We start from the raw sequence: 12,480 nt of genomic DNA, 5'->3' as shown, positions 1-12,480 counted from the left end.
AAAATCAATAAAATCTCGATTGGTATTTAAATGCCCTGCTTTCATGCGGGGTAAAAATAACAGAATGGTTACAAATATGCGCTCAGCTTATCTAAGGTTTTTGGAGAGTGAAAACCATGTAGAAAACCGACCCAAAAGTAGGCTAAACTTGAGTTATCAAGTGATCGAAGGTTTCATGAATTGTCCTCGAGTTGCTTGTGTTTGAGTGAGTGATAGATACCCCCGGGTGTCATAAAACGACCGCGCTATGGTAGCGCGGTCGTTTTGTTTAACCAGACTTGTGCTGCTAGAAAGCCTACAGGATGTACTGGGCTACCAGCCCCGTGAACCCCATTCTTCAAGGTGCGGACGCTCGGTGCCTAATGTTGTGGAACGCCCGTGACCCGGAAGCACAATCGCTTCATCATCAAAGTTTCCAAAGAGCTTTTCAAGAACGTTTGAGAAAAGTTCGCCAAACTGCGCGGGAGAATCGGTCTTGCCTACGCCGCCGGGGAAGAGCGCATCGCCGGTGAAAAGCAAGGTAGCAGGGGAGTCATCTTCCCATGTGGTCTGCACAGAATATACGATGGATCCGGGAGTATGCCCGGGAACGGAAATAGCGCGCACCTGCAGCTCTGTATCGTAAAAATCAAAAACTTCGCCGCCGTTTAACTCGTTTTCGACCGTGAAATTTTCTTGCGCACGAATGGCCTCGGCGTCCGCGGATCCTGCATAAGTAATGGCACCGGTGAGAGATTCAAGCTCGCGCAGAGCACGAATGTGGTCCCAGTGCCCATGGGTGACCATAATACCCGTCACGCCAAGAGCACGGCGGGGGATAGGCTCGAAATCTTCTTCAGATTCGAGAATGCGCACTCGGCGGTCGTTCTCTTCTGTAAGGGCTAGGTTTGGACAGTCCTGCATGATTGCCTCAAGCGTGAAGGTATACAGTGCTTCTGCATCATAAGCGGGATCGATCAGCATTTGCTCACCAGTATGGCGAATCGTGATCAGGTAGACGCTGTTATCCATGTCTGAGACGCTTAGGGCACGTACCGTAAATTCCGGATTTTCGAAGATAAGAGTTGATTCGGGATAAGTAGCCATATATCCAGTGTACTGATGCGGTGTATATCCCGTTTCTAGCGGCAGGTATAAGGGGGTAACGGGAATGAAAGTCACCAGGAAAAACGTTCGCCACGAGTCAAACCCGCATCATAAAGCATGCTATCCCCGCCGAAAGAGCGTAGAATGTAGATTCGAAGATAGACGAAAGGATTTTCGATGCCTCCCCGTGCTGAATCAGCAACCGCCCCTTTGCGTTCAAATGACCTTAGCAGCATTCGTGTGCAGGGTGCTCGCGAAAACAACCTCAAGAACGTTGATCTTACGATTCCACGTGACGCAATGGTGGTTTTTACAGGGCTATCGGGATCTGGTAAATCTTCACTTGCTTTCGACACCATCTTCGCAGAGGGACAGCGCAGGTACGTTGAATCACTATCTTCCTACGCGCGTATGTTCCTTGGGCAGGTAGATAAGCCTGATGTTGATTTTATTGAGGGGCTATCGCCAGCGGTCTCTATCGACCAGAAATCTACTTCAAAAAACCCGCGGTCGACGGTAGGCACCATAACCGAGATTTACGATTATATGCGCCTGCTGTGGGCTCGTGTAGGGCGTGCGCACTGCCCAGTGTGCGGTGAAGAAATTACCAAGCAAACCCCGCAGCAGATTGTCGATGCACTGCTGGAATACCCCGAACGTACGCGTTTGCAGGTTCTTGCCCCCGTGGTATCAGCTCGCAAAGGTGAGTTTGTTGATCTGTTCAAAGACTTGGTGACACAGGGCTATTCGCGTGCCCGGGTGGACGGAAAAACAGTTCAACTCTCGGATCCTCCTAAACTAGCGAAACAATACAAACACACCATTGACGTTGTGGTAGATCGTATCGTGATTAAGGAGGGTATTCACCAGCGACTGACCGATTCCGTGGAGACCGCACTCAGACTAGCCGATGGCCGCTTGCTCATCGAATTCGTAGATGTACAGGCAGATTCACCCGAACGCACCCGAACATTTAGTGAAAACCTTGCCTGCCCCAACAATCACCCCCTGCAGGTGGACACTATTGAGCCGCGTGCCTTCTCCTTCAACTCGCCCTTCGGCGCATGCCAAGCTTGCGATGGTATTGGTTCCAGGCTTGAAGTTGATGAAGATCTTTTAGTACCCAACCCAGACATGACTCTGGGTGAAGGTGCTATTGCTCCGTGGTCGCAGGGAAAATCTACCACCGAGTATTGGCTGCGTCTTCTTGCAGGTCTCGGCGAAGAGCTCGGATTTGATCTTAACACTCCGTGGAAAGATCTTCCTGCCAAAGTTCGCAAAGCAATTCTGGAGGGCAAAGATTTTAAAGTTGAGGTCTCGTACCGCAACCGTTTTGGACGCGAACGCCGCTATACTTCCGGGTTTGAGGGTGTTAAAGCCAATATCATGCGTAAACATCAAGAAACTGAATCTGATTTTGCGCGTGATCGCTACGAACAATATATGCGTCAGGTTGCATGCCCGGTATGTCACGGTGCGCGGCTGAACCCTACTATTCTCAGCGTCAAAATTGAGGGTAAATCCATTGCGGATGTAACCGCTATGCCACTTCGTACCGCCTTAGATTTTATGCGCGCCCTAAAGCTGACTCCTCGTGAGGCTAAGATTGCCGACCAGGTACTTAAAGAGCTTGATGCACGCTTGCAATTCCTCTTGGACGTAGGGCTCGATTACCTGACGTTATCACGCTCTGCTGGCACGCTTTCGGGCGGTGAGGCCCAGCGCATACGACTGGCAACCCAGATTGGCTCCGGGCTCGTTGGCGTGCTTTATGTGTTGGATGAGCCCTCTATAGGTTTGCACCAGCGCGACAACCGACGTCTAATCGATACCCTGACAAAGCTACGCGATATGGGAAACACCCTCATCGTAGTGGAACATGACGAAGACACGATGCGGGAAGCCGACTGGATTGTTGATGTCGGACCAGGTGCGGGCGAACACGGCGGTGAAATCGTCCATTCGGGCACTTACAAAGAACTTTTGTCCAATAAAAAGTCGATAACCGGTGATTATATGGCGGGTCGGCGCTCTATTGAAGTTCCAAAGAAACGCCGCCCACATGACCGTAAACGTGTGTTAAAGGTCTATGGAGCTCGCGAGAACAACCTCAAAAATGTTGATGTTACCTTCCCCCTAGGTGTTTTTACCGCGATCACAGGCGTATCGGGATCGGGTAAATCAACCCTCGTGAACGATATTCTCTATACCTCACTGGCGAATAAACTCAACGGTGCAAAACAGGTTCCAGGACGGCACAAGAAGGTAGACGGTCTGGAACATCTGGATAAGGTTATTCACGTTGACCAATCGCCTATTGGGCGTACTCCGCGGTCGAATCCTGCGACATACACCGGCGTGTTCGACCATATTCGTAAGCTCTTTGCCGAGACGAATGAGGCTAAAGTGCGCGGATATACGCCCGGGCGGTTCTCGTTCAACGTTAAAGGCGGTCGATGCGAAGCATGCTCGGGTGACGGTACCCTCAAGATTGAGATGAACTTCTTGCCGGATGTGTATGTGCCCTGTGAAACCTGCCAGGGAAAACGCTATAATCGCGAAACCCTCGAAGTGCATTACAAAGGTAAGACTATTTCTGATGTGCTTGAAATGCCGGTGGAGGAAGCTGCAGAATTTTTTGCGGCCTTCACCCCGATCGCTCGGCACTTGAACACGCTGGTTGATGTGGGGCTTGGCTACATTCGTCTAGGGCAGCCCGCAACCACGCTTTCAGGTGGTGAGGCGCAGCGCGTGAAACTTGCCGCAGAGCTGCAGAAGCGTTCTAACGGTCGTTCGATCTATGTGCTTGATGAGCCTACAACGGGTCTGCATTTTGAGGATATCCGTAAGCTCTTAACTGTGCTTCAGTCTCTCGTTGATAAGGGCAATACCGTTATCACAATTGAACACAACCTTGATGTCATTAAATGTGCCGACTGGATTATTGATATGGGTCCGGAAGGTGGCGATGGTGGAGGCACCGTAATCGCCGAAGGAACGCCTGAAGACGTCGCACAGGTTGAGGAGTCTCATACCGGACGTTTCATCAAGGAACTTTTGGTGTGAGTCATATTTCAGGTAATCATCCGCGAGCGCAAATGCGCGGTGCTGTAACAACTCTCGACAGAGTACGCCATATTCTTGCTGCTCAGTTAGAGGCAGATTTCTGTTTACCTGCGGGAGCTATCTCTCAAGCACAGAATCTGGGTGCTGAGGTCTTGAGTGCACTGCAGCTTCCAGCGGAAGAGATGAGCGCATCCCGCCGCCGCAACGCTGATACCTGGGAACTTCGGGTAGGTAACTATCTGGGCGTGGGGTTGCTTTGCGCAAAGTATCCCCGGGTTTTGAAAACGGCCACTGAGTATATGCGTGGGGATCTCTCAAATTGGATGGGCGATTACGCACCATTGCGCCAGCTGAATGAACTCTTGACCCCTTACAGCCAGCAGGTGAGCGGAACAAGCGTATATTACACGCCTTCACGCAACCTGCTTGAATCTGTGGTTCCGCCGGATATTCCGGAGCAAGAGGTTAAATGTGCGGTACCCGGAATCGGCATGATGCGCCGGGTAGATAGCGGCGTTCTTCGAGAATCGTTACGGCAACATATTTGTGGTCTTCGCACGGTGACGAAAGCGCCGAACGCCTCGGCAGATGCTTTAGAGGCAGACGAAGATGATATGGCGGTTTCGGAACTCTCGGTGCGAATAGAGCTCCTTCAACCTGAGCAGTACGAGCGTTTTCGCGATGATCCACGGTATGCGAACGCTTTAGGGTTTAGTGATCGTCGCCCCGATATTATGGTCCTTGCCGCGTTTGACTCTGACGCCGACCTTGCTTTAGCAGAACCTTTAGCAATGGCGGGTGCAAGTGACGATTCGCCACTGATGCGTCAAATCGGTATTGATGTGCTGCCACATGTACGACAACGCGGGCTTGCTGCGCATCTTGTATATGAACTTTCTCGAATGGTTCTTGCCGATGGGTATCTTCCATTTTATGGAACCAGTCCTTCGCATGTGCTCTCACAGCGCGTGGCTTTGGCAGCCGGATTCATCCCTACATGGTGGGAGTTTATCTCAACGAGCATGCACGATATGCCGCTCGATGAAGCATCGTAAAGTTCGTAAATTTAGAGAATTTCAGTGAGCGCCCACAACACAAGGGTGGTCTTTCAGAAACTTACCCGAAGACCAACCCCGCATTTCTCACAAGATTTACTAGGAGTTCTCAAGCTCCGCACCGTTAGATGCGATCACTCGACGGTACCAATCAAAAGACTTCTTACGGTAACGGGAGAGTGACCCCGAACCGTCGTCATGACGATCTACATAGACGAAACCGTAGCGTTTTGACATCTGCGCTGTAGACGCTGAAACCATGTCGATACAGCCCCACGTAGTGTAACCGAGTAGCTGCACACCGTCGGCAATAGCTTCGCGCACCTGTTCCAGGTGTGCCCGCAGATAATCGATACGGTAATCGTCGATCACGGTCATTTCACCATCGGCCTCAACAAGTTCGTCGCGTGCGCCTAAGCCGTTCTCGACGATGAAAAGAGGTTTCTGCCAGCGGTCCCAGTACTGGTTGAGTACAATACGCAGCCCGACAGGATCGATCTGCCATCCCCACTCGGAAGCGGTCAATGTCGGGTTAGACACTCCACCGAGAATATTCCCTTCGCTGCTTTCGCCGCGGCTTGGGTCGCTGCTGGCACAGGTGGACATGTAGTAGCTGAACGAGACAAAATCGACCGTATTTTTGAGGTCTTCCCGATCTCGTTCGGTAATGTTGAGCTCGATACCTTTTTCGTGGAGCATGCGTAGGAAATATCCGGGGTAGGTTCCACGAACGTGCACGTCGCCGAAGGCAAAGTTCGCGTGTTCGGCGTGCAGGGTGGCGAGCGCATCCTGGGGTGATGGTGTGAGCGGATAGGTGGGCATTGCTAAAATCATGCAGCCAATCTGGGCTTGAGGTACGAGCTCACGGGCAGCACGGGTAGCGCGCGCTGAGGCGACAAGCTCATGATGAATTGCCTGGTAAAGGTCTTGCTCACTCAGCTGTTCTTTGGGGGTGTTAATACCGCCAGACATAAACGGTAGGTGCAGCACCGAATTGATTTCGTTGAAGGTGAGCCAGTATTTTACGCGGTGGCCGTAGCGTTCAAAGAGTACCCGGCAGTATCGTTCGTAGAAGTCGATAAGATCGCGACTTACCCAGCCGTTGTATTGTTCTGCAAGGTAAAGCGGTGTTTCGTAGTGGCTGATAGTGATGAGCGGTTCGATGCCGTATTTTTCAAGTTCATCAAGCACACGGTCGTAGAAGGCGAGGCCTTCCTCATTTGGTTCTGTTTCGTTACCGTTTGGGAAGACACGTGACCAAGCGACGGAGAACCGGAATACTTTGAACCCCATTTCCGCAAGGAGAGCGATGTCTTCGGGGTAGCGGTGGTAGAAATCGGTGCCCTCAAGTTTGAGGTTATCGGGTGTGGGCGCGGCACTTCGTGGGCTCAGCCCTCCGTGAGGGAGTACATCCTGAATACTGGGACCCTTGCCGCCTTCATCCCAGGCACCTTCACACTGGTTGGCTGCGGAAGCGCCTCCCCACAGAAAATTTGGGGGAAACGCACCGTGCAGGTGGGGTTTGATGATGGGCAGCGATTGGGTGTCATGCGTGAAATGCTGGTCTTGATGCATGGGGCTCTCCCGTAGATGGCGGACAGTTAATGCTTAGATGGGGAATACGTATATGGCGGATAGAACACATCGCCGTTGTTGTACAACAACCCTAACAGTTTTAGCGCATATTCCTGCAGAGATGAGCAGTAAGATTACGGAAGATGGCTTAAGTTTCAACGCTAGAACCCTGGTGTATCGGCTTTGTTTACGCCGCGCTGTATCGGGCGCTTTTTGGGTGTGCAGGCAGCATACAGAATGTCGGTAGAAATAAAAAGCCCCGGGCGTGAACCCTTTTCTAGGATTCAGCGCCCGGAGCTTATGTGGCTGAATAGACCGGAAGAGCTTAGCGAGCGCTCACTAGGGTGTAGCGTATCCGAGAGCGAATAGCCACGCGGTGCCCACAACACCCCAAATAATCATATTTACGAGCGAAGACAGGAAGCCCAGCTTGAACCATTCACCCACACTGAAATACCCCGATCCGTAGTACACCCCTGCCGGTCCAGAGGCATAGTGAGTGATACCGCCGATAAGGTTGCCGGTAAAGCCGAGGAAAAGTGCGGCGAACATTGGGGGAGTACCCGCCGAAATTGCTGCCCCCAGGAACACAGCATAGAGGGCGACAATCTGCGCGGTATTAGAAGCAAACATGTAGTGAATGTAGAAGTACACCAGAATCAGAATGCCAAAGGCGAGCGGCCAGGACATACCCGCAACGCTGTGCGCGGCGCGATCGCCTACCCAATCAACAACCTTGAGCTTCTTGAGCTGATCCGCCATGCCCACAAGCACCGCAAAGAAAATGAGAGTGGACCAAGCACTGGAGTTATTCGCCATATCTTTCCAGGTGAGCACCTTAGTCACAAGAAGAATTGCGATGCCGAAGAAGGCTGCACTGGTCGCGCTAATACCCCAGGACGTGCCGCCAATCCATAGGGCTAACAGCAGTACGAAGGTACCGAGCATAATCCACTCCGGCACGCTTAAGGGGCCCATCTCGGCAAGCTCTTTGCGTGCATGATCGGGAGCATCAGGGGTGTGCTTGATAGTCGGCGGGTATACCTTCGAGATAAACCAAGGCATAATAGCAAGGGCAATCAGGCCGGGGGCTAACGCGGCAAGTGCCCAAGTGCCCCAGTCCAGGTGCAGACCTTTTTCTTGAGCAAATTTTTGAGCCAGCGGGTTACCAGCCATTGCCGTTAAGAACATTGCGGCGGTGATGGTATTGACCTGCGCCTCGGTCATGAGCAGATAAGAGCCTAGCTTGCGGCGTTTCTCGGGGGTCTCGTTGGTAGAGCCATTCACCTCAGCAAGAGAGCGAATAATCGGGTAAATCCCGCCACCCGCGCGAGCCGTATTTGAAGGAGTAGCCGGTGCAAGCACGAGATCTGTGATCGCCATACCGTAAGAAAGCCCGAGAGAAGACTTACCGAGCATGCGCACAAACAATAGGGCGATGCGCTTTCCTAACCCGGTAATGAGGAACCCATCGGCAATGAAGAACGCGGCAACAATAATCCAGATTGAGTCGTTGCCGAAGCCTTTAAGCGCTTCTTCTTTCGCGTTCATGGTACCGGTGATCATTGCAGCGCCGAGACCAATAAGCGCCACCGATGGGGTTGGCAGCGGCTGGAAGATAAGACCTAGGATAGTACCGGCAAAGATAGCGAGCATATGCATACCGCGTGGTTCCACCCCTGGAGGTACGGGAATAAACCAGATGGCTATAGTAATCGCGAGAATCACCGCAACTTTGACGATGAGAACAGTATTAGTCTGCTTGGGTTTTTCGGGAGGTTGCGATTGCTCATTGCGAGCGGTGGCATCGGGCTCGGATGTCGAGGACGATTGGCTCATGTCCGTACTCCTTTGAAACGAAACTTGATAGGCGCACACGTACAGTGTGCATACGGTTTCGTCAGCGTTCTTATGCTGTGAATGTGTTGGTATCTGATGGCTTATGTGGGAATACCGTTCAGACGTTTTAAGTTTACGTCTAGACTCACCTTTCAGAAAAGGGTTTGCCCGCAAAACACAGGGCTGCTTTGGTTTCCTTTACTTTCGCTGAACAGTCGGGAATGATGGGCCAACCCGGTAGAATAAAATCCGTGGAAATCCTTCGTGAACAAGGCCCAAAATCCGGTGAACTTCTGATGCACCACGACGATACCGTGGCAATGCTGCGCGAGGTCGCAGCGGGAAAACGCACCGCAACCCTGCGTATCTACCAACCGAACCCTACCGTCGCTTTCGGTCGTCGCGATGAGCTCAATCCAGGATTTACCGCCGCCGCGCAGGCATGCCGTGATCTCGGGTACGACATACTCGTGCGTAAAGTAGGCGGTCACGCGGCCGCCTACCACACCGGCTGCCTCGTCATCGATCATTTTCAGCCCGCCGAAGACGCAAAAACCGGCAACAACCTGCGTTACAAACTCTTCGGAGACATGTACGCCCAAGCCCTGCAACTCGTCGGGGTGGATGCGGCAGTCGGCGAAATCCCCCAAGAATACTGCCCGGGTGAATACTCCGTATACGCTCGGCTAGGCGGCGAACATGCTGGGGAACGCATCAAACTTGTGGGGACCGCACAGCGCGTTATTCAGGGTGGCTGGTGGTTCAGCACCGGAATCGTTGTATATAACTCGGCATCTCTACGCGAAATTACCTCGCGAGTATACGATGCTCTCGGCATGCCCCTTAACCCTGCAACTGTAGGTGCCGCTGAAGACGCAAACCCCGCTCTGCTCATGGAAGACCTGGAAGACGCGATTTTAGAGATTTATGCACAGAACGGCTTCAAATAGCCGTTATGCACCAAGGCGGTGTTCCCGCCTTATGACTAGCTAAGACAGCCGGCGGTTCCCACATAATCCATGCAGCTGCACGGCACCCCTAGCGAGACAATAAAGACAAGTTCACCGTAGACTGGTAATACGACCGCCCTCACACCTCAAGGAGAGCATATGCGCTGGGGACAAATCCAAGACGACAAAGGCCGCCGCGCCGTCTGCATGCACGAAGAAACCATCTATGAACTCCCCGCAAAACTCTCACCCCTACTCCAGTTTTACAGCCGTTACCGCACCAATTTCGGCGATCCTGCCAACGCGGTGAGCATCCTCCGCGAAAACGGTGCTACAACTCTAGGACATGGCGAAGAACTCTGGAATACCCTACCTTTCGTACGACCGCTGGACCGCCCTGGAAAAGTCCTTTGTGCCGGGCTCAACTACCGCGATCATGCCGAAGAAATGGGACTCGAAATCCCAAAATATCCCACCATCTTCACGAAATATCCGAATGCGCTCATCGGCCCCAACGAAGAAATTCAAATGCCTTCTGCAAACGAAACCGGAAGCACAAAAATAGATTGGGAGGTCGAACTTTGCCTTGTTATTGGGCAAAAGATGCGCCGGGTAGATGAAAAAGATGCGCTCGCTGGACTGCTGGGGTACACCATTCTCAACGATGTTTCGGTGCGGGACTGGCAGGGACGCACCAGCGAATGGTTCCAGGGTAAAAACTGGGATAGCATGACACCGTTTGGTCCCTATATTGTTGCGACGGACGAACTTGACCCGACTCGCGGATTAGAGCTTATCTGCGAAGTTGACGGCGAGGTACGTCAGCACGGTAATACCTCTGACATGATTTTTACTTCTGCACAGCTTATCTCATATATTTCGCAGTTCATGACCCTAGAACCTGGCGACCTCATCGCTACCGGAACTCCCGCCGGAGTAGGGCTTTCACTGCACCCACGGAACTGGCTTAAGCCTGGGCAGACTCTAGTAACCCGCATTGAAGGAATTGGCGCTATCAGTAACAGGTGCTCGCAGCCTTATAGCGGATAAGACAAGGTTTATTCAGATAGCTAGGTAAACGCTGCAAAGAGTCCAGTACCGTATGGTCTGCGCGTTCGTTCCTGGCTTTGTATTTAAGGTGCCTGCATTCTCGCCCATGCAAAGGAGAGGATGCAGGTACTTTTATCGACCTGAAACCTTTGTGGGCGATAGGAGGTATTAGGAAACGTAACCTAAGGGTTGACGGAGAAGGGTGCCTGCTAGAGTGAGAATAAACGGAAACGATGGGGCGCGCATAGTCTAAGAGGACTGTGAGGTTTTGGGCAGTCTATATTTCATGTAAAGGAGGAAAACGCCTAGTCAGTACGTTAATGTCACAATTTGGTGAGAAGTTTGTAGCGTATTGACCTATAAAAAGGCGTTTATATAAAATTATGTTTATGGATAACGGTTCAGGTCAGACGGAACCACGAGACTGGGAACAAGAATTCGGTGCATCCGTAGCAATTTTCTCAGCACTCGCTAATCCGTTAAGACTTGCGATTGCACACCATTTGGTGGAGCGTCCACATAGTGTGAGCGAACTGCATACCTGCTTGGGTATTTCGCAGCCGCTCGCCTCGCATCATTTGCGCATCCTTCGAGAGGCGCATGTTGTTGAAGGGGAGCAGCACGGCAGAACCACTATCTACAAATTGTTAGACCACCACATCAGTCACATTGTGAAGGATGTGCACGAACATACGAAACACACCGGCGATTAGCTCGGTTTATCTGAGGAGAGATCATGACCACCGTTGCACCCCACCGTCATTCCGAAAGCCACGCACATACCCACGGGCCTTCATGCGGTCACCAGGCAGTTATTCACTTAGATCACGTAGACTACCTGCATGACGGGCACGCGCACCGCGAGCACGAAGGGCACTACGATGAGTGCAACGTATGCTCCTGCGGCAACTGCTCTGACCTGTGCGTCAACTGCACCTGCGATAACTGCACCTGCCCGACCTGTAACCATGCGGTTTGCGAATGCGCACACTGCAATGATTCTTGCGCCAACTGCGCATGTGATGACTGCGCATGCCCCACATGCCAGCACGCAGCATAAGCAATTTTTAGACTATAAACCCGCCCGGCGTACTCTATGAGGAGGCGCCGGGCGGGTTTTGTATAAGGGTCTCTGTTGTATTCAGAGTGTATAGGGCGTGTGTCATTGTGTGCGTTATCTAAATATAGTCTTTTGGGTGCAATTCTTAAGAGTGGTTCTGCGTGGAAGTTGAGTTTTTAAATGTAAACTCGAAAGTCTAATATCTTTAATGTTTTGAATAAAATCCACAGAGTTGTTTATTGATAAATGGTTATATATGTCGCGGGTGAATCGCTAAATATTTTGAATCATCGTAGAGTAATAGATATGACTTCTTCTGAGTCCATTTAGTACGTGCGAATAAGCTGTTCCATCGGAGGAATGGCGCATGGAACGTGTGGTTTTCAGAGTTGGTCTTATCTTATTCACCCAGCCACAATTTTTTTGAGGATGTGTTCACCGATGAATACTCGTACCCCTACTTTGTCTCGTCGTGCCCTTATGAGCGCTTTGGGCGTTTCTGGGTTTGCTGTGTTGCTATCTGCGTGTGGGGAGGACTCGAAGCCTGCTGGAATGGCTACTGAGAGTTCGAGTTCTTTCTCTTCTGCGACTGTCGTTGCCTCTGCTTCATCCAGTAATGGCCCATCGCCGTCGTCGAGTGTGCCGCCGCATTATTCGGGGAACTCGAAAGCACCAGATGGAGAATTTCGTGCCGCTGATGTGTATGGTCCTGCGCAGAATGTTCCGAAGCCCAAGACGGAGGAGGGGTATACGAATGCTTCCTTAGAGGGGATGCGTAAGACGGTGCAGGCGTGGACGG

At 51.8% G+C, this 12,480-nt stretch carries 10 protein-coding genes; 6 read left to right on the top strand and 4 right to left on the bottom strand.

Going from position 1 to position 12,480, the window contains the following annotated elements:
- Positions 1-312: 312 nt before the first annotated feature.
- Positions 313-1,086, bottom strand: coding sequence for an MBL fold metallo-hydrolase (locus HMPREF2804_RS07440; RefSeq protein ID WP_048755302.1), 774 nt, complete (start codon positions 1,084-1,086; stop codon positions 313-315).
- A gap of 177 nt (positions 1,087-1,263) precedes the next feature.
- Here HMPREF2804_RS07440 and uvrA point away from each other — a divergent pair, with 177 nt between their 5' ends.
- Entirely contained in the window at positions 1,264-4,152 is a 2,889-nt protein-coding gene (gene uvrA, locus HMPREF2804_RS07435) for an excinuclease ABC subunit UvrA (RefSeq protein ID WP_070448471.1), read from the top strand.
- Complete coding sequence (locus HMPREF2804_RS07430; protein WP_070448470.1) at positions 4,149-5,207, top strand: GNAT family N-acetyltransferase; 1,059 nt, start codon at positions 4,149-4,151, stop codon at positions 5,205-5,207. Before uvrA ends, HMPREF2804_RS07430 begins: the two co-directional genes overlap by 4 nt.
- 99 nt (positions 5,208-5,306) lie before the next feature.
- Here HMPREF2804_RS07430 and HMPREF2804_RS07425 read toward each other — a convergent pair whose 3' ends face one another.
- Positions 5,307-6,782, bottom strand: a complete 1,476-nt coding sequence (locus tag HMPREF2804_RS07425; protein WP_070448469.1) for a glycoside hydrolase family 1 protein — start codon at positions 6,780-6,782, stop codon at positions 5,307-5,309.
- 339 nt (positions 6,783-7,121) lie between these two features.
- Positions 7,122-8,621 carry an anion permease gene (locus tag HMPREF2804_RS07420; protein ID WP_070627840.1) on the bottom strand — a complete coding sequence of 500 codons (1,500 nt, stop codon included), beginning with the start codon at positions 8,619-8,621 and terminating at the stop codon, positions 7,122-7,124.
- Positions 8,622-8,872: 251 nt separating this feature from the next.
- Between HMPREF2804_RS07420 and HMPREF2804_RS07415 the strand changes: the two genes are divergently transcribed.
- From HMPREF2804_RS07415 to HMPREF2804_RS07405, 3 genes are all read left to right on the top strand, one after another.
- Complete coding sequence (locus HMPREF2804_RS07415) at positions 8,873-9,571, top strand: lipoate--protein ligase family protein (protein ID WP_070448467.1); 699 nt, start codon at positions 8,873-8,875, stop codon at positions 9,569-9,571.
- A 159-nt stretch (positions 9,572-9,730) separates the two neighbouring features.
- The gene (locus tag HMPREF2804_RS07410) at positions 9,731-10,621 is read left to right on the top strand and encodes a fumarylacetoacetate hydrolase family protein (RefSeq protein WP_070448466.1); all 891 of its coding nucleotides are present in this window, start codon (positions 9,731-9,733) and stop codon (positions 10,619-10,621) included.
- A gap of 389 nt (positions 10,622-11,010) precedes the next feature.
- The gene (locus tag HMPREF2804_RS07405; protein ID WP_238382359.1) at positions 11,011-11,334 is read left to right on the top strand and encodes an ArsR/SmtB family transcription factor; all 324 of its coding nucleotides are present in this window, start codon (positions 11,011-11,013) and stop codon (positions 11,332-11,334) included.
- Positions 11,335-11,441: 107 nt separating this feature from the next.
- Here the strand turns inward: HMPREF2804_RS07405 and HMPREF2804_RS11185 are convergent, their stop codons facing one another.
- Positions 11,442-11,612 (bottom strand): hypothetical protein, encoded by a 171-nt coding sequence (locus HMPREF2804_RS11185; RefSeq protein WP_004004779.1) that lies wholly within the window; start codon positions 11,610-11,612, stop codon positions 11,442-11,444.
- A gap of 510 nt (positions 11,613-12,122) precedes the next feature.
- Here HMPREF2804_RS11185 and HMPREF2804_RS07395 point away from each other — a divergent pair.
- The coding region (locus HMPREF2804_RS07395; protein WP_246824206.1) for a DUF6318 family protein at positions 12,123-12,480 on the top strand (358 nt) is incomplete at its 3' end.

This window comes from Rothia sp. HMSC065G12 (assembly GCF_001811455.1).
GTDB classification, from domain to species: domain Bacteria; phylum Actinomycetota; class Actinomycetes; order Actinomycetales; family Micrococcaceae; genus Rothia; species Rothia dentocariosa.
Note: the sequence above shows the minus strand (reverse complement) of the source record. Positions and strands in the feature narration are given on the sequence as shown.

Bases quoted from the DNA above. Each gene is read 5' to 3' on its own strand.
- HMPREF2804_RS07440 (WP_048755302.1), bottom strand. From the start codon at position 1,086: ATGGCTACTTATCCCGAATCAACTCTTATCTTCGAAAATCCGGAATTT.
- uvrA (WP_070448471.1), top strand. From the start codon at position 1,264: ATGCCTCCCCGTGCTGAATCAGCAACCGCCCCTTTGCGTTCAAATGAC.
- HMPREF2804_RS07425 (WP_070448469.1), bottom strand. From the start codon at position 6,782: ATGCATCAAGACCAGCATTTCACGCATGACACCCAATCGCTGCCCATC.
- HMPREF2804_RS07420 (WP_070627840.1), bottom strand. From the start codon at position 8,621: ATGAGCCAATCGTCCTCGACATCCGAGCCCGATGCCACCGCTCGCAAT.
- HMPREF2804_RS07410 (WP_070448466.1), top strand. From the start codon at position 9,731: ATGCGCTGGGGACAAATCCAAGACGACAAAGGCCGCCGCGCCGTCTGC.
- HMPREF2804_RS07405 (WP_238382359.1), top strand. From the start codon at position 11,011: ATGGATAACGGTTCAGGTCAGACGGAACCACGAGACTGGGAACAAGAA.